The 19,619-nt window shown below is 61.3% G+C and carries 18 protein-coding genes; 6 read left to right on the plus strand and 12 right to left on the minus strand.

The features are described from left to right. Positions 1-4: 4 nt before the first annotated feature. The 3 genes from radA to katB form a co-directional block, all read right to left on the minus strand. Positions 5-1,372 (minus strand): DNA repair protein RadA, encoded by a 1,368-nt coding sequence (gene radA, locus PFLQ2_RS04580; RefSeq protein ID WP_003185644.1) that lies wholly within the window; start codon positions 1,370-1,372, stop codon positions 5-7. A 43-nt stretch (positions 1,373-1,415) separates the two neighbouring features. Beyond that, positions 1,416-1,964, minus strand: coding sequence for an ankyrin repeat domain-containing protein (locus PFLQ2_RS04575; protein ID WP_003185645.1), 549 nt, complete (start codon positions 1,962-1,964; stop codon positions 1,416-1,418). Between the two features lie 113 nt (positions 1,965-2,077). Continuing rightward, on the minus strand, positions 2,078-3,619 hold the full coding sequence (gene katB, locus PFLQ2_RS04570; protein WP_003185646.1) for a catalase KatB: 1,542 nt from the start codon (positions 3,617-3,619) through the stop codon (positions 2,078-2,080). Between the two features lie 283 nt (positions 3,620-3,902). Here katB and mscL point away from each other — a divergent pair, with 283 nt between their 5' ends. Beyond that, positions 3,903-4,316, plus strand: coding sequence for a large-conductance mechanosensitive channel protein MscL (gene mscL, locus PFLQ2_RS04565; RefSeq protein WP_003185647.1), 414 nt, complete (start codon positions 3,903-3,905; stop codon positions 4,314-4,316). 42 nt (positions 4,317-4,358) lie between these two features. On the opposite strand, the gene PFLQ2_RS04560 is transcribed toward mscL, so the two are convergent. Next, positions 4,359-5,135 carry a ferredoxin--NADP reductase gene (locus PFLQ2_RS04560; protein WP_003185649.1) on the minus strand — a complete coding sequence of 259 codons (777 nt, stop codon included), beginning with the start codon at positions 5,133-5,135 and terminating at the stop codon, positions 4,359-4,361. Positions 5,136-5,400: 265 nt separating this feature from the next. On the opposite strand from PFLQ2_RS04560, the gene PFLQ2_RS04555 reads away from it, so the two are divergent. Both PFLQ2_RS04555 and PFLQ2_RS04550 read left to right on the plus strand, forming a co-directional pair. Further along, entirely contained in the window at positions 5,401-6,141 is a 741-nt protein-coding gene (locus PFLQ2_RS04555; protein ID WP_172680634.1) for an autoinducer binding domain-containing protein, read from the plus strand. A 182-nt stretch (positions 6,142-6,323) separates the two neighbouring features. Continuing rightward, a complete protein-coding gene (locus PFLQ2_RS04550) occupies positions 6,324-7,448 on the plus strand; it encodes a methyltransferase (RefSeq protein ID WP_003185652.1) in 1,125 nt (374 codons plus the stop codon). Between the two features lie 71 nt (positions 7,449-7,519). Here PFLQ2_RS04550 and PFLQ2_RS29115 read toward each other — a convergent pair whose 3' ends face one another. Genes PFLQ2_RS29115 through PFLQ2_RS04540 form a run of 3 tightly spaced genes read right to left on the minus strand, consistent with a single transcriptional unit; the run spans position 7,520 to position 10,156 of the window. Then, positions 7,520-7,684, minus strand: coding sequence for a DUF2474 domain-containing protein (locus tag PFLQ2_RS29115; RefSeq protein WP_003185653.1), 165 nt, complete (start codon positions 7,682-7,684; stop codon positions 7,520-7,522). A 21-nt stretch (positions 7,685-7,705) separates the two neighbouring features. Further along, complete coding sequence (gene cydB, locus PFLQ2_RS04545; RefSeq protein ID WP_003185655.1) at positions 7,706-8,713, minus strand: cytochrome d ubiquinol oxidase subunit II; 1,008 nt, start codon at positions 8,711-8,713, stop codon at positions 7,706-7,708. Between the two features lie 3 nt (positions 8,714-8,716). Next, entirely contained in the window at positions 8,717-10,156 is a 1,440-nt protein-coding gene (locus PFLQ2_RS04540; protein ID WP_003185657.1) for a cytochrome ubiquinol oxidase subunit I, read from the minus strand. Between the two features lie 495 nt (positions 10,157-10,651). Between PFLQ2_RS04540 and PFLQ2_RS04535 the strand changes: the two genes are divergently transcribed. Continuing rightward, positions 10,652-11,890: an MFS transporter gene (locus PFLQ2_RS04535; RefSeq protein WP_003185660.1), complete on the plus strand. Its 1,239-nt coding sequence runs from the start codon at positions 10,652-10,654 to the stop codon at positions 11,888-11,890. Here the strand turns inward: PFLQ2_RS04535 and PFLQ2_RS04530 are convergent. From PFLQ2_RS04530 to PFLQ2_RS04510, 5 genes are all read right to left on the minus strand, one after another. After that, entirely contained in the window at positions 11,887-14,088 is a 2,202-nt protein-coding gene (locus tag PFLQ2_RS04530; protein ID WP_003185661.1) for a xanthine dehydrogenase family protein molybdopterin-binding subunit, read from the minus strand. The two genes, PFLQ2_RS04535 and PFLQ2_RS04530, sit on opposite strands and share 4 nt — an antisense overlap. Then, the gene (locus tag PFLQ2_RS04525) at positions 14,088-15,089 is read right to left on the minus strand and encodes an FAD binding domain-containing protein (RefSeq protein ID WP_003185663.1); all 1,002 of its coding nucleotides are present in this window, start codon (positions 15,087-15,089) and stop codon (positions 14,088-14,090) included. The genes PFLQ2_RS04530 and PFLQ2_RS04525 overlap by 1 nt, the downstream gene beginning before the upstream one ends. Then, entirely contained in the window at positions 15,086-15,610 is a 525-nt protein-coding gene (locus PFLQ2_RS04520; protein WP_003185666.1) for a (2Fe-2S)-binding protein, read from the minus strand. Before PFLQ2_RS04520 ends, PFLQ2_RS04525 begins: the two co-directional genes overlap by 4 nt. Positions 15,611-15,781: 171 nt before the next feature. Then, on the minus strand, positions 15,782-16,348 hold the full coding sequence (locus PFLQ2_RS04515) for a DJ-1 family glyoxalase III (RefSeq protein WP_003185669.1): 567 nt from the start codon (positions 16,346-16,348) through the stop codon (positions 15,782-15,784). Between the two features lie 66 nt (positions 16,349-16,414). Beyond that, entirely contained in the window at positions 16,415-16,870 is a 456-nt protein-coding gene (locus PFLQ2_RS04510) for a DUF4879 domain-containing protein (protein WP_003185672.1), read from the minus strand. Positions 16,871-17,075: 205 nt separating this feature from the next. Between PFLQ2_RS04510 and PFLQ2_RS04505 the strand changes: the two genes are divergently transcribed. Then, entirely contained in the window at positions 17,076-18,371 is a 1,296-nt protein-coding gene (locus PFLQ2_RS04505; RefSeq protein WP_003185674.1) for an NCS2 family permease, read from the plus strand. Further along, positions 18,368-19,447, plus strand: coding sequence for a tRNA (uridine(54)-C5)-methyltransferase TrmA (trmA, locus tag PFLQ2_RS04500; RefSeq protein ID WP_003185676.1), 1,080 nt, complete (start codon positions 18,368-18,370; stop codon positions 19,445-19,447). Before PFLQ2_RS04505 ends, trmA begins: the two co-directional genes overlap by 4 nt. Positions 19,448-19,619 lie beyond the last annotated feature (172 nt).

Genomic DNA, 19,619 nt, shown 5'->3' on the forward strand with positions numbered 1-19,619 from the left:
CGAGTTACTCGAACAACGCATCCAACGCCTGTTCCAGGCGCGTCACCGCAATGATCTGCAACCCTGGCGGAGCTTCCTTCGGCGCGTTGCCCTTGGGCACGATGGCGCGCTTGAAGCCATGCTTGGCCGCTTCCTTGAGCCGCTCTTGACCACTGGGCACCGGCCGGACCTCGCCCGACAGCCCCACTTCACCGAACACCAGCAGGTCATGGGGCAGAGGCCTATTGCGCAGGCTGGACATGACTGCTGCCATCAATGCAAGGTCGGACGCGGTTTCCAGCACCTTGACCCCGCCCACAACGTTAAGGAAAACGTCCTGGTCGTGCGTGGGAATACCACCGTGCCGATGCAGGACGGCCAACAGCATGGCCAGCCGATTCTGATCCAGGCCCAGGGTGACCCGGCGCGGGTTCGCCAGGTGGCTGTCATCGACCAGCGCTTGCACTTCCACCAGCATCGGTCGGGTGCCTTCCCACGTCGCCATGACCACGCTGCCCGGTACTTCTTCCTGGGCACGCGTCAGAAAAATCGCCGAAGGGTTCGAGACCTCTTTCAAGCCCCGGTCGGTCATGCCGAACACACCCAATTCGTTGACAGCGCCAAAGCGGTTCTTCACAGCCCGCAGCAAACGCAGGCGACCGTCGGATTCGCCTTCGAAATACAGCACGGTATCGACCATGTGCTCCAGGACGCGCGGTCCCGCCAGCGCGCCCTCCTTGGTGACGTGACCCACCAGGAAAATCGCCGTGCCGCTCTGCTTGGCATAACGCACCAGCAACGCCGCGCTTTCGCGCACTTGGGACACGCCGCCCGGGGCCGATTGGAGCTGCTCGGTGAAAATCGTCTGGATCGAGTCGATCACCATCACCTTGGGTTTTTCCAGGCGCGCCGTGGCAATGATGGTTTCGATGCAGGTCTCGGTCATGACCCGCAACTGGTCCTGGGGAAGTCCCAGGCGCCGGGCCCGCATGGCGACCTGTTGCTGGGACTCTTCGCCGGTGACGTAGAGCGCCGGCATACGGGTGGCAAGGTTGCACAAGGTTTGCAGCAGGATGGTCGACTTGCCGATGCCCGGGTCGCCGCCGATCAGCACCACCGAACCGTCCACCAGGCCGCCGCCCAGTACCCGGTCGAGTTCACCGGATGCGGTGGAGAAACGCGGAATCTCCTCGACGCTGACTTCGGCCAGGGTCTTGATCTGCGCCTGCTGGCCGGCCCAACCGGTGCGACCGGTAGGCGCGGCCGCACCGCCGCTTTCCACCATGGTTTCGGTCAGGGTATTCCAGGCACCGCACTCGCTGCACTGGCCGGCCCATTTGGGAAAGGTCGAGCCGCACTCGGTGCAGCCATACATGCGCTTTGCCTTGGCCATCTGAACTCCGGGATAAAAACCGCGATGATAGCCCAGGCGGGCTTCACTGCGGGGCCGGCATTCTGATTTCACCCTTGGCCAGGCCGGCCGCCGTATTGCCCAACGGGTCTTGCGCCTCCAGGTCGGCACCTTTGGCCCGCAAGGCGTCGAGCAACTCGGCACGCTTGAACAAACCGGCGTACATCGCGGCGGTCTGCCCGGCGCCGTTGCGCTGGTCCGGGCTGCAATCGGTCGCGAGCAAACGCCGTGCAATCTGCACCTCGCCCTTGAAAATCGCGCCCATCAGCGCCGTGTTGCCGCGCTTGTCTTGGGCGCAAGCATCGGCGCCAGCGGCCAGCGGCCGCTCGACTGCGGCGTCATGGCCGTGATAAGCGGCCAGGATCAAAGCCGTGTAACCCTTTTCGTCCTGGGTGCCCAGCGAATAACCGGCCTCGATAAAGGTATCGAGCATAGGTATATCGCCCCGGCGGGCGGCGTCGAAGTAATAGGTTTGCAGCTGCTCCTGTACCGCCGCCGGCTCGGTGGGTATTGGCTGATCGGCCAATACGCTGACCGACCAGGTCGCAAGTACCGTTAAAAAGAATTTTCCCATCGTGACGTCTCCTCATGACTCAACGCTTTGGGAGCGAACTTGCTCGTGATGCACACTGCTGCGGCCAGACCGAGTTGTCTGAATCGCGAGCAAGCTCGGCTCCCACAGACCCATCAGTCGGTCAGTTTTTCCGCCAGTGCCTTGACCCGGGCCAGATCGCCCTTAGCGACGCGGGCCACGCCGGTGCCGTACTCAGGGTCAGCCTTGTAGAGGAAGGACAGAATGATGTGCTTGCTTTCGTCATCGGTGGTCGCCAACGACCCGCCAAAACTGTCGATCAGGTCATTGCGCTCCTTCTGGTTGAACGAGCGGTACAGCTCGCCGGCCTGCTTGAAGTTCTGCTCGCGCTGGATCTTCGCCTGCTGGGTACTGCCGCTCAGCGCAGTCTGGCTGTAGCGGGCCGCTGGCGCCTCTTCACGTGGCGTCAGGCGGCTCGGCTGGTAATTCACGCCGGTGCTGGTGCTGCCCGGGTTCATCGCGCCGTCCTGGTTACCGTTGTTCACCGCCACCTTGGGGGCGTTGATTGGCAGTTGCAGGGCATTGGCGCCCAGGCGATACATCTGCGTATCGGCGTAGGAAAACACTCGCCCTTGCAACAGGCGATCCTCGGAGGGTTCGATCCCTGGCACCAGGTTGGCCGGCGCCATCGCTACTTGTTCGGTTTCCTGGAAGACGTTCGCCGGATTACGGTTCAAGACCATCTGCCCGACCTTGCGCTCAGGTACGCCCGGCCAGATTTTGGTGGCGTCCAGCGGATCGAAGTCGAAGGAGGCCAAGTCCTGTGGGTTCAAGACTTGAACGTACAAATCCCACTTGGGAAAGTCGCCCTTATTGATATGGCTGACCAAGTCGGTGGTCATATGGCTGTAATCTTGACCTTGAACTTTCACTGCTTCTTTCGGATCGAGATTTTTCAGCCCCTGCAAACTTTTCCAATGAAACTTAACGTAATGAATTTCACCCTTCGCATTAACCAACTTATAGGCATGCACTCCGTTACCGTCCATCTCACGATAACTGGCCGGCGTGCCAGCGTTGGAATACAGCTCGGTCAGGGTTCGGGTCGATTCGGGAACATGGGAGAAAAAGTCGAAACGCCGTGAATCATCGTCCAGGTTGGTCCGTGGGTCGGGTTTGAATGCGTGGACCATGTCGGGAAACTTGATGGCGTCGCGAATGAAAAAGGTCGGGAAGTTGTTACCCACCAAGTCCCAGTTGCCGTCGGCGGTATAAAACTTCGTGGCAAAGCCACGGGGGTCGCGCAGGGTTTCCGGGGAATGATTGCCATGCACCACGGCGGAAAAACGCACGAACACTGGCGTGACCTGGCCGGCGGCAAACACCTTGGCCTTGGTCAGATCGCTCAGGTCATCGGAAACCGTGAACGAGCCATGGGCACCGGTGCCGCGGGCATGCACCACGCGCTCGGGGATACGTTCGCGATCGAAACGCTGGAGCTTCTGGATCAGTTGCACGTCTTGAAGCAGGGCCGGGCCGTTGGGTCCGGCGGTCTGTGAGTTCTGGTTGTCGCCCACTGCCGCACCGTTGTCCCGGGTCAGGGTGGCCGCTTGCACGGACAAGGACAACAGGCTGGCGGTCAACACGAAAAAAGCGCGGCGGTGGCGAAAAGCCCCGTAGCCAAGGGAAGTGTTCATAGGCGTGTTCCTCTGATTTTATAGAGCGCATCCATGTGCGCCATCCAGAGGCTAGTGTTCGAAGAAGAAAAACCTAAATAGAAATCCCGTACCGCGTTGATAGAGAAAACGTTGTAAGGGATCACCTTGAAACCGCGTATCACGCGCGATTGATGGCACTTTGAAAACTTTCCTCCCTCGTCGGGGTCGATAACGGGAGCTTGTAAGCAGAGGTTTCAAGCAGGACGCGTTGGGCTGGCTTACACTGCCAACTATCCATTTCAAATGCCACAAGGAATAACTCATGGGCGTGCTAAGCGAGTTCAAGGCCTTCGCGGTCAAGGGCAATGTCGTCGACATGGCTGTCGGGATCATCATCGGTGCCGCTTTCGGCAAAATCGTCTCGTCATTTGTTGGCGATGTGATCATGCCCCCCATCGGCCTGCTGATCGGCGGGGTGGATTTCAGTAACCTGGCCATTACCTTAAAGGCCGCCCAAGGCGATGCGCCTGCCGTGGTAGTGGCCTACGGTAAATTCATCCAGAGCACCATCGACTTCATCATCGTAGCGTTTGCCATCTTCATGGGCGTCAAGGCCATCAACCGCCTCAAGCGCGAAGAAGCCGTTGCGCCAAGCGCACCGCCAGTGCCAAGCAAGGAAGAGCTGCTGCTGAGCGAAATCCGCGATCTGCTCAAGGCCCAGAACGAGCGGCCTTGACACATGCACCGTTAAAAATGGCGTCCGTTGGGCGCCATTTTTCTACCAGTAGTTTTCCACCGCCACCTGGCCTGGCCGGCGGCTGAGGCTCAGTTGCAGGCCCCTGGCCTTGAGCTGCTTGCGGGTGTCGTCGATCATTTGCGGATTGCCGCACAGCATCACTCGCGAATGCTCCGGCGTCAGCGCTACTCCGGCCGCCCGCTCCAGCTCGCCATTTTCGAGCAGCGTGGTAATGCGCCCATTGAGCGCCCCGGGATGCTGCTCACGGGTGACCGTGGCGATGAAGCGAAACTTGTGGGCGTACTCGGCCAAGTACTCGCGCTGGGGCAACGCCTGAATCAGCTCCTGATACGCCAGCTCCCGCGCCTCGCGTACGCTGTACACGAGGATGATCCGCTCGAATTTTTCCCAGGCTTCGAAATCCTGGAGGATCGAAAGAAACGGCGCAATTCCCGTTCCCGTGGACAGTAGCCACAAATCCCGGCCATCCACGAAACGGTCCAGCGTCAGATAGCCAAACGCCTGCCGATCCACCAACAGGCTGTCACCGGTACGCAGGCGGCTGAGTTCGCTGGTGAACTCGCCATCCGGCACCACGATGGAAAAGAACTCGAGATATTCATCGAACGGCGAAGACACCATGGAATACGCCCGCCAGACGGTGGTGCCGTCCGCCTTGACCACGCCCAGCCGGGCGAACTGGCCAGCCTTAAAGCGAAAGCCGCGGTCCCGGGTTGTACGCAACGTAAACAGATGGGGCGTCAGTGGCTGGACTTCGAGGAGCGATTGGCGGGTGAACTTCTCTGCGTTGTCGGTCATGAGTCACTCCAGCGGGACAAGAAACACAGTGTCCCGCAAAGTGAGCGGCGCCACCACCCAAAGACGAGTAATGGCACTTTAATCGCAACTCTGATTTATCCGCCCATATCCTTTACCAAACTTGTACAACTTTAAGCACATGTAAAAACAAATTGACTAAAAGCGTCTTTCGCAAGATAGGACAGCATTGTAAGCAGATTAAAAAAAATCACTACGAAGCAAGAATAGTCCTACACTAAAAATTCGCATCAGGGATTGGATCCGCATGGACGAATCAACCCAGGAGAGAGCGATGGACAAGTGGAAGGACTTACAGCTGAGGAAGTTAGCCTGTGAAAAAGATCTGCAGACGGCTTATCGTCTGATTTTGAATTTCTTTAACAATCAGGGATTTGAATATTGCGCATTTGCCGCCTACCACGGGAGCCCAGACAAGCACGCCAGCAAGGTGAACCTCAACAATTATCCTTATGGATGGGACAGGATATATGAACAAAACGGTTATGCTTCAAACGACCCGGTAATAGCACATTGCAATCAATCACCGCTCCCGATCCTCTGGGACGAAGATGTTTACGCCCAGGCACCGAAGTTGTGGCGCGAGCTGAATCGACAGGGGCTCAAATATGGTTGGACCCAAGCGGTCCATGATGAAAAGGGCGTCCATCACAGCCTGTTCAGCCTTGCACGGACCCACTCCCCCATCGATATAGAAGAGCACTACGGGAACCTCGGCTACGCCATTTTCGCCAGCCAGAAACTGCATGCCCTGGCCGGCAAGAAAATGTCCGAGACCGCGGCCGACCAGCAGCAGTGCCACTTGTCACCCAGGGAGATCGAGGTGCTGAGGTGGTCAGCCCAAGGCAAGACCGCGTCGGAAGTGGGCAGAATTCTTTGTCTTTCCGAGCGCACGGTGAATTTCCATGTTTGCAGCTGCATGCGAAAGCTGAACGCCAGCAATAAAATTTCAGCGGTGGCCAAAGCCGCCCAGATCCACGTGATCTGAACCCACGACGCGGCATGGCCGCCCTGAAAAACCCACGGGTAATGCGCGACAAAAAAACGTACCATTTACGGTTCCACTTGAATGATGACGCGCTAGACGCGCGACGCGGTTCATTCAGGCGGTCCCGCACAGAACCTGCCTCCAGGCAGCGGGACATCCGTCGATCCCCAGAGTCCCCAGCCATGCCCCTGCTTGATACTCCCTTCGCCCAGCTCGACCTGATCCGCCAACCCGAACAGCAGAACGAACCGCTGCAAGCCTTCGATGCGGCCGATGAATACCTGCTCGCGTACCTGGCCGAGCAACAGCCTGACGCGCAGACACGGGTGCTGGTACTCAATGATGGCTTCGGCGCCCTGGCGGCCAGCCTGGCCGGCAAAGTGGAGGTGATCAGCAGCGGTGATTCATTCCTGGCGTTGCAGGCGCTCGGCAAGAATCTGGTGCGCAACGGCCGGCCTTTCGATGCGGTGCCGACGTTGCCGGCCAGCGAGCCATTGGCCGGCCCCTTCGACCGCGTCCTGATCAAGGTCCCGAAAACCCTCGCCTTGCTGGAAGAACAACTGATTCGCCTGCAAGGCCAGCTGGCGCCAGGAGCCCAGGTGATCGCGGGCGCCATGATCAAGCATTTGCCCCGGGCGGCCGGAGAGCTGCTGGAGCGTTACATTGGATCTGTACAGGCTTGCCTGGCGGTGAAAAAAGCCCGCCTGTTGATCGCGACGCCAGAGCCCAGGTCGTCCGTTGTATCGCCCTACCCCACCCGATACTGGCTGGATGAACCCCGGATCGAATTGCTCAATCACGCCAACGTGTTTTGCCGCGAAGGGCTGGACATCGGCACTCGTGCATTCCTCCCCCACCTGCCCAAAAACCTGGGCACGGCCCGGGTCGCGGACCTGGGTTGTGGCAACGGCGTGCTGGCAATCGCCAGTGCCCTGCAGAACCCTGAAGCCCGCTATACCCTCGTGGATGAATCCTACATGGCCGTGCAATCGGCGGCCGAGAACTGGCGAGCTGCGCTGGGCGAGCGGGAGGTGACCCTGCGCGCAGGCGATGGCCTCGCCGGACAGGAAGCGCAATCACTGGACGTGGTGCTGTGTAATCCGCCGTTCCACCAGCAGCAGGTAGTAGGCGATTTCCTGGCCTGGCGAATGTTCCAGCAGGCCCGCGAAGCGCTGGTGGTAGGCGGCGCGCTGTACATCGTCGGCAATCGGCACCTGGGTTACCACAGCAAGCTGGCGCGGCTGTTCCGCGGCGTCGAGCAAGTGGCCGCCACACCGAAATTCGTGATCCTCAAAGCTCGCAAATAACTTATCCACCGCTCAAAAAAACCCTCCTGACGGAGGGTTGAAGCCGTGCCGCAAGGCAACGGGATGGGAAATCAGTGGGTGGTCAGGCCTGCCGCGTTCATGAACATGCGCATCAGGCTCGCGACGATGAACAGCGCCAGCACACTCCCAGCCCAGATCAGCGCCAGCCAGCCGAGCCGCTGCCAGAGGGGTTTTCTTTCGGCGGCTTCGATGTCTTTCAATTCAGGCTTGGCCATGCTCAACACCTCCCGGCGCAATCAATGGTAACCATCGTCATGGGTCACCTTGCCGCGGAACACGTAGTAGCTCCAGAAGGTGTACACCAGGATCAACGGAATGATGAACAGCGTGCCGACCAGCATGAAACCCTGGCTCTGGGGCGGTGACGCTGCGTCCCAAATGGTGATGGAAGGCGGCACGATGTGCGGCCACAGGCTGATGCCCAAGCCGCTGTAGCCGAGGAAAATCAACACCAGGGTAAGGATGAAAGGTGTGTAGTTGGCGTTGCGGGCTACCGCGCGGAACAATCCGTACATAGTCACCAACACCAGGATCGGCACCGGCAGGAACCAGAACAGATTCGGCAGGGTGAACCAGCGGGCCGCGATATCCGCGTGGGCCAGCGGCGTCCAGATACTGACGATACCGATCACCGCCAACACCACGAACGCCAGCGGCCTGGCCAGGTTATGCATCTGCTCTTGCAACTTGCCTTCGGTCTTCATGATCAGCCAGGTACAGCCGAGCAATGCGTAGGCCGCGATCAGCGCCAGGCCACAGAACATCGTGAACGGCGTAAACCAGTCCAGGGAGCCGCCGGCGAACTGCCGATTGACCACCTCGAAGCCGTCGATGAACGCTCCCAGCGCCACACCCTGGAAGAAGGTTGCCGTCAGCGAACCGCCAATGAACGCCTTGTCCCACAGATGCCGCTTCTCGGCCTTGGCCTTGAAGCGGAATTCGAAGGCCACGCCGCGGAAGATCAAACCGACCAGCATCAGGATCAGCGGCAGATACAACGCCGAAAGCACCACCGAATAGGCCAGGGGAAATGCCCCGAACAGGCCGGCACCGCCCAGCACCAGCCAGGTTTCGTTACCGTCCCAGACGGGCGCCACGGTGTTCATCATCACGTCCCGGTCACGCTCGCCCTTGACGAAGGGGAAGAGAATGCCGATCCCCAGGTCGAAGCCGTCCATGATCACGTACATCATGATGCCGAAGATGATGACCACGGCCCAGATCAGTGGAAGATCAATACCCATGATTCAATTCCCCTTGTTCGAGCGGTCGTTGTGGTCCACTTCGTCGTCGCCTTGGTTGGCGGCCGACAGCGGACGCGCCGGGGTGCGTTTCTGGCCTGGCCCACCACCGGTCGGCTCGGCTTCGTGGGCCTCCGGCCCTTTGCGCACCAGACGCATCATGTAGCTGAGGCCAGCACCGAACAGCGCGAAATACACCACCACAAACATGACCAGGGTGAAGCTCATCTGGGCAAAACTGTGGCCGGAAGAGGCGTCGGCGGTGCGCATCAAGCCGTAGACGACCCAGGGCTGGCGGCCGATCTCCGTGGTGAACCAGCCGGCCAGGATCGCGACCAGGCCGGACGGGCCCATCCACAGCACCAGGTGCAGGAATGGTCGGGATCGGTAGAGCCGATCGTTTCGGCGCAGCCAGAGACTGCACAGGCCGGTGAAAATCATCAGTAGCCCGAGGCCGACCATGACCCGGAACGACCAGAACACAATGGTCGAATTTGGCCGGTCTTCAGGTGGAAATTCCTTGAGGGCAGGCACCTGGTCGGTCAATGAGTGAGTCAGGATCAAGCTGCCCAGGTAGGGAATTTCCACCGCGAATTTGGTCCGTTCTTCTTTCATGTCCGGCAGGCCGAACAGGATCAGCGGCGTGGGTTCGTTGCCGACGTTCTCCCAGTGACCTTCGATGGCGGCGATTTTCGCTGGTTGATGCTTGAGGGTGTTAAGACCATGGAAGTCGCCGATGACCGCCTGTATCGGCGCCACCAACAAGGCCATCCACATGGCCATCGACAGCATGCGGCGCACAGCCGGATTATCGCGACCGCGCAACAGATGCCAGGCCGCCGACGAACCGACGAAGAACGCCGTGGCAACAAATGCCGCGACCGACATGTGCATCAGCCGATAAGGGAACGAAGGGTTGAACACCACCGCCAGCCAGTCCACCGGTATCACCCGACCGTCGATGATCTCGTAGCCCTGCGGGGTTTGCATCCAGCTATTGGAAGAGAGAATCCAGAAGGTCGAAATCAGCGTGCCGATCGCCACCATGACCGTGGAAAAGAAATGCAGGCCACGGCCGACTCGATTCCAGCCGAACAGCATCACACCGAGAAAACCCGCTTCGAGGAAGAACGCCGTGAGCACCTCGTAGGTCAGCAGCGGCCCGGTCACCGCACCGGCGAAGTCCGAGAAACGGCTCCAGTTGGTCCCGAACTGGTAAGCCATGACCAATCCGGACACCACCCCCATGCCGAAGTTGACGGCGAATATCTTCGACCAGAAATGGTACAGGTCGCGGTAGGTGTCATCGCGCGTCTTGAGCCACAGGCCCTCGAGTACTGCCAGGTAACTCGCCAGGCCAATGGTGATGGCCGGGAACAGGATGTGGAACGAGATCGTGAACGCGAACTGGATTCGGGCGAGATCGAGCGCCTCCAAACCGAACATAAGTCTTCCTCTGTCAGGTAAAACCGGCTGCGGGCGAGGCTTGCATCAGCCCCCAGGGATATGGAGTGCGATGCTTTTCAAATCGTTCTTTTTTAAACCGTCACAACGCAGGACTCTGGCCGAATGGCCGCCAGGCCGACCCACTCAAGGGTATTGACCTGGATCAAGCAATGTTCAAAGAGTAGTCGCATTATTGCCGACGGACGGCGTGGTCTTTTGTCGCGTGGCAGGTTGTCTCAGTGCCGTAAACCTACCCTGGTCATGATTTCCAAACCCACACGGACCCCGTGGCGAGGGAGCTTGCTCCCGCTCGGTTGCGCAGCGACCGCAAAGTCGGGGGGCCGCTTCGCAGCCCAGCGGGAGCAAGCTCCCTCGCCACAAGAGCCCGCACCGGTTTGAAATTGATGCTTGGCTAACTATTTTTTTCGGCAGACGTAATTTCCGGTTACAGCTCGGTGATAATCTCCGACGCCTTCCTCACCGGACCCGTCATAGATGCCCAGCCAAGCGCCGTTGCTGCTCCGTCACCATCGTCCCTTCATTGCCTTCTGGCTGGCCAGGATCTTTACGGCCAGCGGCTTCCAGATGCTCACCGTGGCCATTGGCTGGAACCTCTATCAACTGACCGGTAACGTCCTGGACCTGGGCCTGGTGGGGTTGGTGGAGTTCGCCCCTCGCGTGTTGTTCATGCTTCATACCGGGCATGTGGCTGATCGCTATGACCGCCGCAAAGTCGCGGCCATCTGCCAGTCATTGCAGGCGATGATTGCCCTGGCGCTGGTGATCGGCAGCGCCACCGACAATGTCACCCGCGAAATGATCTTTATCCTTGCCTTCCTGCTGGGTGCCGCCCGCTCCTTCGAAATGCCCACCACTCAGGCGTTGTTGCCGAGCATCGTCCCGGCGGCGCTGTTTCCCCGGGCGGTAGCCGCCGCGCAATCGGCCCAGCAATCGGCCACCATCGTCGCGCCGGCGCTCGGCGGCTTGCTCTATGCCTTCGGCAGCGTCTGGGTCTACGGCCCGACGGTACTGCTCTACATCATCGCTTGCTGCTTGATGCTCAACCTTCCCGCCCGGCAGACGCCGCTGAACAAAGGCAAGGCGACGTTGGACTCGTTGCTCGCCGGGATTCGCTTCATCCGCAGCCGCCCGGACATTCTCGGGGCGATTTCCCTGGACCTGTTCGCCGTGCTGCTGGGCGGCGCAACGGCACTGCTGCCGGTGTTCGCCAAGGACATCCTGCTCACCGGTCCGTGGGGGCTGGGCCTATTGCGCTCGGCGCCAGCGGTCGGGGCCTTGCTGATGTCGCTGTGGCTGGCGCGGTTTGCCGTGGAGCGCAACGTGGGCCGGGTGATGTTCACCGCGGTCGGTGTGTTCGGCGTCGCCACCATTGCGTTCGGCCTCTCCACCTCGTTCTGGTTTTCCTTGGCGGTGCTGGTAGTGCTGGGCGCGGCGGACATGATCAGCATGGTCATCCGCGCCTCTTTCGTGCAGTTGGAGACGCCGGATGAAATGCGCGGCCGGGTCAGCGCGGTGAACGGGTTGTTCATCGGCGCCTCGAATCAGCTCGGCGAGTTCGAATCCGGCCTCACTGCACACTGGTTCGGCACCGTGCCGGCGGTGGTCATGGGTGGCGTCGGCACGCTGCTGGTGACCGGGACCTGGATCAAACTGTTCCCGACCCTGGCCAGCCGCGACCGAATGCACGAACCGGCCGAGGAAGCGAAAGCCTAAAGCAACTTGTCCAGGGTGATGGGAAAGTCCCGCACCCGTTTGCCGGTGGCATGATAAATCGCATTCGCCACCGCCGCCGGCACCCCGACAATGCCTATTTCACCGACGCCCTTGGACCCGAGCGCGTTGACGACTTCGTCATGTTCCTCGACAAAAATCACCTCGATGTCGCCGATGTCGGCGTTGACCGGCACATGGTACTCGGCCAGGTTGTGATTCATGTGGCGGCCCAGGGCGTGGTCGGTCAGGGTTTCCTCGTGCAGGGCCATGCCGACGCCCCAGACCACGCCGCCCAGGATCTGGCTCCGTGCGGTCTTCGGGTTGATCACTCGCCCGGCGGCGATGGCGCTGACCACCCGATTGACCTTCACCGTCCCCAGGTCTTCATCCACCAACACCTCGACGAACACGGCTGAATGAGTGGCGGTGGCATAGGCTTGGCGTTTTTCGTCCGGCCCGGTGGTGACCTGGGCCTGCAACGGCGTCTCGCCACTTTTCTGTGCTAACTCGGCCAGGGCAACAGTCGCCTCGCCGAGCCGCAGTTGGCCGTCGGCGAAAGTGACTTGTTCAAGGGTCGCACCGCTGAAGGCCGGGCAGGTCTGCCGGGCCACGGCCAGCAGTTTTTCGTTCAGCGCTTCACAAGCCTTTTGCACGGCAGTGCCGACAGACGAGACGGTGAACGAACCGCCTTGCAGCGGCGCGGTAGGCAATGATGAATCCCCGAGGACAAAGGTGACGTCGTCCAGGGAAATGCCTGACGCCTCGGCGGCGATCTGGGTCATGACCGTGTAGGTGCCTGTGCCGATGTCGGTGGTGGCGCTGCTGACGGTCAACTGGCCGTCCGATCCCAACGAGGCTCGGGCACTGGCCTTTTGCTGCATGGCTTCCCACACACCGCCGGCCATGCCCCAGCCCACCAGTTGCCGGCCTTCGCGCATGCTGCGCGGCTCGGGGTTGCGCTTGTCCCAACCAAAACGGCGAGCGCCTTGGGCGTAACACTCGCGTAATTCCTTGCTGGAATACGGCTTGCCTTCGTTCTCGTTGCGCTCGGCGTAGTTGAGCAACCGCAACTGCACCGGATCGATCGCCAGGGCACAGGCCAGCTCATCCAAGGCGCATTCCAGGCCGATCAACCCCAGGGCGGCGCCGGGCGCGCGCATGTCCAGCGGCGTATAGACGTCCAGCGGCACCAGTTTGTAGGTCAAGGTCACGTTATCGCAGTGATAAAGCATGCCACTCCATTCCACCACGTGCTCGGTGAAGTCCTCGAAGCTCGAGGTCTGGCCGATGGCGGTGTGCGCCACGGCCAGCAGGCGCCCATTGGCTGCGGCCCCCAGTTGCAGGTGCTGGATGGTGCGCGGGCGATAGCCAAAGGTAAACATCTGCTGGCGCGTCAGGCTGACCCGCACGGAGCGCTTGAGGGCCAGGGCCGCCATCACCGCCAAGGGCAATTGATATTGAGGGCGCAGCCCGGAACCGAAGGCGCCGCCGACAAAAGCGGCGAACACTCGCACCTGCTCTTTTTCCAGCCCGAACACTTCTTGCACATAGGCTTGGCAGTTTTGCGTGCCTTGGGTCTTGTCGTGGATGTGCAGGCTGCCGTCGGGTTGATACAGCACTGTTGAAGCATGAGGCTCCATCGGGTTGTGGTGTTCCACCGGTGTGCTGTAGGACACGTCCACGCTGAGCGCTGCGCTGGCGTATTCACCCTGAAAATTCCCACGGGGTTTGGGCAGTTCGGCCGGTGCAGGATGGGCTTCGTTTTGCAGGGTTTTCAGATCGGTCTGATGGCCCTGGATGTCATATTCGATCTCGATGAGTGAACCGGCGTAGCGAGCCAGTTCCAGATTTTCCGCCACCACCAAGGCCAACGGTTGGCCGCTGTACAGGATCCGGTCGTTGTACAACGGTCGGAACGGCGAACCTTCTGCCGCGTCGGCATCCTGATAGGGTTCGTCGTAGCTGGCGATCCTCGGGCGGTTGGTGTGGTCGATCACCGCGACCACGCCGGGCAGGGCCAAGGCTCGGGAAGCATCGATACGCAACACCCGGCCACGGGCAATCGCGCCCGACACGACGCTGCCATGCAGCAGGCCATCCTCAGGGTATTCAGCGGCATAACGGGCCTGGCCCGTCACCTTGAGCAAGCCATCGACCCGGTCGAGTGGTTGCCCTATGGTTTTGCTCGAAGCATTCATCAGGCTTGCCCTCCCTGCGGTGCGGTACCCAGCGCGGCATCGCCCAAGGCCCGGACGATGGCCCGGCGCGCCAGTTTGATCTTGAAGCCGTTGTGCTCCAGCGGCTCGGCATTCTGCAGCAGCGCATCGGCGGCGGCCGTGAAGGTTTCGCGGCTGACGGTCTGGCCGGCCAGCCAACTCTCCACCGCCCGGTCGCGCCAGGGTTTGTGGGCCACGCCGCCCAAGGCCAGGCGCGCCTGGCGGATCACTGGCCCATCCAGCTCCAGCGCCGCCGCCACCGACACCAGCGCAAAGGCGTAGGAGGCGCGGTCGCGAATTTTCAGGTAGTGGCTATGCTCGGCGAAACCGCGCGCCGGCAGCTCAATGGCAGTGATCAATTCATCATCGGCCAGTTGATTATCCCGCTCCGGGGCATCACCGGGCAGTCGATGAAAATCGGCGAACTCGATGGTCCGCGCTCCGCCCCGGCCCAACACGTGGACCACCGCTTCCAGGGCGGCCAGGGCCACGCACATGTCCGAGGGATGGGTCGCGACACATTGATCACTGGCGCCGAAAATCGCGTGGATCCGGTTCAAGCCGTCCCGGGCCGGGCATCCGCTGCCCGGCCGGCGCTTGTTGCACGGCACGCTGGCGTCATAGAAGTAATAACAGCGGGTACGTTGCAGCAGGTTGCCGCCGGTGCTGGCCATGTTGCGCAACTGTGGCGAGGCACCGGCCAGGATCGCTTGGGACAGCAGCGGATAACGGCGCTCGATCCAGGGATGCCAGGCCAGATCGGCGTTGCTGACCAAGGCACCGATCATGACTCCGCCGGAAGGCGTTTCGCTGAGATCCGCCAAGGGCAACCCGGTGATATCGATCAGGTGCTCGGGGCGGGTGAGGTTTTCCTTCATCAAGTCCAATAGGTTGGTGCCGCCGGCGATGAAGCGCGAAACCGGGCTCGACAGGTCGATGGCCGCCTGAACAGTGTCGGGCTTGCTGTACTGGAACGGGTTCATTGATCGCCTCCCGACTGCTGGCAACGTGGCAGGGCTTCTTCGATGGCGTCACGAATGTTGGTATAGGCACCGCAGCGGCACAGGTTGCCGCTCATCAGCTCACTGATCTCGCCTGGGGTTTGCGCCCTGCCCTCGTTGACCAACCCGACTGCCGAACAGATCTGCCCGGGCGTGCAATAACCACACTGGAACGCGTCGTGCTTGATGAAAGCCTGTTGCATGGGATGAAGTTGGTCGCCGTCGGCCAAGCCTTCCACGGTGGTCAATTTGGCGCCATCGCACATCACCGCCAGGGTCAGGCAGGCATTGATCCGTTTGCCGTCACGCAGCACCGTGCAGGCGCCGCATTGGCCGTGGTCACAGCCCTTCTTGCTGCCTACCAGGTCCAGTTGTTCGCGCAGCAGATCCAGCAGCATGGTCCAGGGCAGCACGTGCAATTCACGCGACTGACCATTGAGTATCAGACGGATCGGATGACGGGCGAAGGCCGCCTGCGTCGCTTCGGACAGGGTCGCGCTCATGGAACACCTCACGGTTGGTCGTACTCGCGGCGTTTTGGGAAACCGCCGTCATAAGGGGTACGACTTCAGGTGGGGGTGAGCGTTCAAGGCAATTTAGCGATGAAAAAATGCCAGCGCCTGCTGCGCAACCCAGCGGGAGCAAGCTCCCTCGCCACGGGCCGGTGCCGCGTATCAGGCCAGCAATTCTGCCGCCACCACGCTCCTGACGCCCTTGCCACAGAGCTGCTCCACCAGCGCCAAGGCGAACGCCAGGGCGGCGGCCGAGCCTTGGGCGGTGATGCAATTGCCATCCACCACCACAGGCTGGTCGACGAAATTGCAACCGGACAATTGTTGGCTCACCGCGGGGAGGCAGGTCATGCGCCGCTGGCGCAACACGCCGAAAGCCAGCAGCGCCACGGCCGGGGCTTCGGCGATGGCGGCGAAGAAACGTCCGGTGGCGGCCTGGTTCTTGACCAATTGTTGCAGTGGCTGATGAGCCGCCAGGTGCTGAACGCCGATGATGCCGCCGGGCAGGGCGATCAGGTCGAAGTCCTGCACCAGCACGTCCACCAACATGCCATCGGCGGTCAGGCGCGTACCGCGGGCGCAGGTGAGCATCCGCCGGCCTTCGATGCTCGCCACCACCACTTCGACCTGGGCGCGGCGCAGCACGTCGATCAGCGTCACCGTTTGCAAATCATCGACACCTTCGGCGACGGCAATCAGGGCTCTGGGGATCTTGGTTCCAGGAATCATGGGCGCTCTCCGCTGGGTGATCCCTAAAGACTAGTCAGCTTTGCCGGGTCGCGTGGGCCCGGCGGCTCACTTGATGTACAGCTGGGCCGACATTCGATTGCCAGGAGCATTGATCGAGACGTTACTGAAGCTGAACGTGCCTTCCTGCTTGCCCTTCAGGTCGAAGGTGTACAAATAACCGACGACTTTGGTCCTGACGGAACAATCGTTGAGATTGCCGTTATCGAAGGCACACACCGGCGAGCGGGTGCCGTCGACTTCAAAGCCGTCCAGGGTGACCACGGGCTGGCGGCCATAGCCGACCTCCAGCACGTAGACCTTGATATTCGGGCCACTGTGATCGCAACGGGTCTGCGCCTGCCCCGGGGTAATGTCCTCGAAGCCACAGGCCGGCGACTCGACCTTGAGTACCTTGACCTCGCTCAGGGGCGGCGCCGAGGCGGCATTGACGGCCTGCCAGGGCCACCCCAGAGCCAAGGCACAACCGAACGCCGCCAGCAGTTTTTCATTCACACGATACATTGAGACCTCCCGGAACCGCGCGCAGTATGGCCCACTTGGCGCATCGGCAAAACATCGACGACGATCGCAGCCACAACGCCAAGCTGCTGGTATGATGCGCGGCTTTTTCCGACCCGCAGAAAAATCCCGGGCGCCGCTGGCGACCTGTGCTTTGCTGTTTGAGGTCGATACATTCACGGCGCTCCGGGCGCCACGGGGAGCAGACATGCTGGAAAGGCTGTTTCAACTCAAGGCACACAACACCAACGTGCGGACCGAGATCCTGGCGGGCATCACGACCTTCCTGGCCATGGCCTACATCCTGTTCGTCAACCCGAGCATCCTCGGCGAAACCGGAATGGACAAGGGCGCAGTGTTCGTCGCCACTTGCCTGGCCGCCGCCATCGGTTCCACGGTGATGGGCCTGATCGCCAACTATCCGATCGCCCTTGCGCCGGGCATGGGCCTGAACGCCTTTTTCACCTACACCGTGGTCCTGCACATGGGCCATACCTGGCAAGTGGCCCTGGGTGCGGTGTTCATTTCCGCCGTGCTGTTCTTCCTGCTGTCGATCTTTCGCATCCGTGAATGGATCATCAACAGCATCCCGCTGCCCCTGCGCTCGGCCATCGCTGCCGGTATCGGCCTGTTCCTGGCGCTGATCGCCCTGAGCAACGCCGGCATCGTCGTGAAAAACCCGGCGACCATGGTCGGCCTCGGCGACCTGAAGCAACCGGCGCCGATCCTCGCGACCCTTGGTTTCGTCCTGATCGTCGCCCTTGAAGCCTTGAAAGTGCGCGGCGCAGTGCTGATCGGCATCCTGACGGTCACCGTCGTCTCGATCCTGATGGGCTTCACCCCGTTCGGCGGCATTATGTCCGCGCCGCCATCCCTGGCCCCGACGTTCTTGCAACTGGACATCAAGGGCGCCCTGGACATCGGTCTAGTAAGCGTGATCTTCGCGTTCCTGTTCGTCGACCTGTTCGATAACTCAGGCACGTTGATTGGCGTCGCCAAGCGCGCCGGACTAATGGGCAAGGACGGCCACATGCCAAAGATGGGCCGTGCGCTGATCGCCGACAGCACCGCCGCCATGGCCGGTTCGCTGTTGGGCACTTCCACGACAACCAGCTACATCGAATCGGCGGCGGGCGTCAGCGCCGGCGGCCGCACTGGCCTGACCGCCATCGTGGTGGCGATCCTGTTCCTGCTGGCGCTGTTTTTCTCGCCACTGGCCGCCAGCGTCCCGCCCTTCGCCACCGCGCCGGCCCTGCTGTTCGTCGCCGTGCTGATGACCTCGGGCCTGGCGGAAATCGACTGGGACGACATCACCGTCGCCGCGCCAGTGGTGATTACCGCCCTGGCAATGCCGTTCACTTATTCCATCGCCAATGGCATCGCCTTCGGTTTCATCGCCTGGACCGCCATCAAGCTGGTGTCCGGCCGTGGCCGTGAGCTGAACCCGGCGCTGGTCATCCTGTCGATCCTGTTCGTGATCAAGTTGGGTTGGTTCAACGCATGACTTTTGATTCCCAGGCCTACGCCACTCAGCTCCAGGACAAGGTCACCCGTTTGCGTGACCTGCTGGCCCCGTTCGAGGCACCGGAACCTGCGGTGTTCGACTCGCCACTGGAGAATTTCCGCCTGCGCGCCGAATTCCGCCTGTGGCGCGAAGCCGGCGAGCGGCACTACGCGATGTTCTCCCAGGACGACAAGCGCACGCCGATCCTCATCGAGCAATTCCCTATCGCCAGCCTGCGCATCAACCAATTGATGCCGCAGCTCAAGGCGGCATGGCAGGCCAGCGCGCCACTGAGCCACAAGCTGTTCCAGGTGGAATTCCTGACCACCCTGGCCGGCGACGCGATGATCACCCTGTGCTACCACCGTCCGCTGGATGAACATTGGCACGCTGCGGCGTCCAAACTGGCGAGCGACCTGGGCGTCAGCATCATCGGACGCTCCAAGGGCAAACGTGAAGTGATCGGCCATGACTACGTGGTGGAGAAGCTCGACGTCGGCGGCCGCACGTTCAGCTATCGCCAACCGGAAGGCGCATTCACCCAGCCCAACGGCACGGTGAACCAGAAGATGCTCAACTGGGCCTATGAAGCCCTGGGCGATCGCAGCGACGATCTGCTGGAGCTTTACTGCGGCAACGGTAATTTCACCCTGCCCTTGGCCACCCGGGTGCGCAAAGTGCTGGCGACCGAAATCAGCAAGACTTCGGTGAACGCCGCATTGAACAACCTCAGCGAAAACGCTGTGGATAACGTGACGCTGGTGCGCCTGTCGGCCGAAGAACTGACCGAAGCCCTGAACGAGGTCCGGCCGTTCCGGCGCTTGCATGGCATCGATCTGAAAAGCTATGAGTTCGGCAGCGTCTTCGTCGACCCGCCCCGCGCCGGCATGGACCCGGACACGTGCGAACTGACCCGGCGCTTCGACAATATCCTGTACATCTCCTGCAACCCTGAAACCCTCGCCGCGAACATCGCGCAATTGCACGACACCCACCGCATTACGCGGTGCGCGCTGTTCGATCAATTCCCCTGGACCCATCACATGGAATCCGGCGTGCTGCTGACCCGGCGGTAAGCCGAGCCCCGTGGCGAGGGAACTTGCTCCCGCTGGGCTGCGCAGCCCCAAGCTTTTTGCGGTTGCTGCGCAACCGAGCGGGAGCAAGCTCCCTCGCCACAACTGCGATCTGCAAACTACCGAACCTGCGGCTCTTGTTCGATCATCGAACACTTATTGCCCAAGGACGGCG

The sequence above is a fragment of the Pseudomonas fluorescens Q2-87 genome, from assembly GCF_000281895.1.
Lineage (GTDB): Bacteria > Pseudomonadota > Gammaproteobacteria > Pseudomonadales > Pseudomonadaceae > Aquipseudomonas > Aquipseudomonas fluorescens_S.

Excerpts from the sequence above, each read along its gene's own strand:
- radA (WP_003185644.1), bottom strand. The coding sequence starts at position 1,372 with ATGGCCAAGGCAAAGCGCATGTATGGCTGCACCGAGTGCGGCTCGACC.
- PFLQ2_RS04575 (WP_003185645.1), bottom strand. The coding sequence starts at position 1,964 with ATGGGAAAATTCTTTTTAACGGTACTTGCGACCTGGTCGGTCAGCGTA.
- katB (WP_003185646.1), bottom strand. The coding sequence starts at position 3,619 with ATGAACACTTCCCTTGGCTACGGGGCTTTTCGCCACCGCCGCGCTTTT.
- mscL (WP_003185647.1), top strand. The coding sequence starts at position 3,903 with ATGGGCGTGCTAAGCGAGTTCAAGGCCTTCGCGGTCAAGGGCAATGTC.
- PFLQ2_RS04560 (WP_003185649.1), bottom strand. The coding sequence starts at position 5,135 with ATGACCGACAACGCAGAGAAGTTCACCCGCCAATCGCTCCTCGAAGTC.
- PFLQ2_RS04555 (WP_172680634.1), top strand. The coding sequence starts at position 5,401 with ATGGACGAATCAACCCAGGAGAGAGCGATGGACAAGTGGAAGGACTTA.
- PFLQ2_RS04550 (WP_003185652.1), top strand. The coding sequence starts at position 6,324 with ATGCCCCTGCTTGATACTCCCTTCGCCCAGCTCGACCTGATCCGCCAA.
- PFLQ2_RS29115 (WP_003185653.1), bottom strand. The coding sequence starts at position 7,684 with ATGGCCAAGCCTGAATTGAAAGACATCGAAGCCGCCGAAAGAAAACCC.
- cydB (WP_003185655.1), bottom strand. The coding sequence starts at position 8,713 with ATGGGTATTGATCTTCCACTGATCTGGGCCGTGGTCATCATCTTCGGC.
- PFLQ2_RS04540 (WP_003185657.1), bottom strand. The coding sequence starts at position 10,156 with ATGTTCGGTTTGGAGGCGCTCGATCTCGCCCGAATCCAGTTCGCGTTC.
- PFLQ2_RS04535 (WP_003185660.1), top strand. The coding sequence starts at position 10,652 with ATGCCCAGCCAAGCGCCGTTGCTGCTCCGTCACCATCGTCCCTTCATT.
- PFLQ2_RS04530 (WP_003185661.1), bottom strand. The coding sequence starts at position 14,088 with ATGAATGCTTCGAGCAAAACCATAGGGCAACCACTCGACCGGGTCGAT.
- PFLQ2_RS04525 (WP_003185663.1), bottom strand. The coding sequence starts at position 15,089 with ATGAACCCGTTCCAGTACAGCAAGCCCGACACTGTTCAGGCGGCCATC.
- PFLQ2_RS04520 (WP_003185666.1), bottom strand. The coding sequence starts at position 15,610 with ATGAGCGCGACCCTGTCCGAAGCGACGCAGGCGGCCTTCGCCCGTCAT.
- PFLQ2_RS04515 (WP_003185669.1), bottom strand. The coding sequence starts at position 16,348 with ATGATTCCTGGAACCAAGATCCCCAGAGCCCTGATTGCCGTCGCCGAA.
- PFLQ2_RS04510 (WP_003185672.1), bottom strand. The coding sequence starts at position 16,870 with ATGTATCGTGTGAATGAAAAACTGCTGGCGGCGTTCGGTTGTGCCTTG.
- PFLQ2_RS04505 (WP_003185674.1), top strand. The coding sequence starts at position 17,076 with ATGCTGGAAAGGCTGTTTCAACTCAAGGCACACAACACCAACGTGCGG.
- trmA (WP_003185676.1), top strand. The coding sequence starts at position 18,368 with ATGACTTTTGATTCCCAGGCCTACGCCACTCAGCTCCAGGACAAGGTC.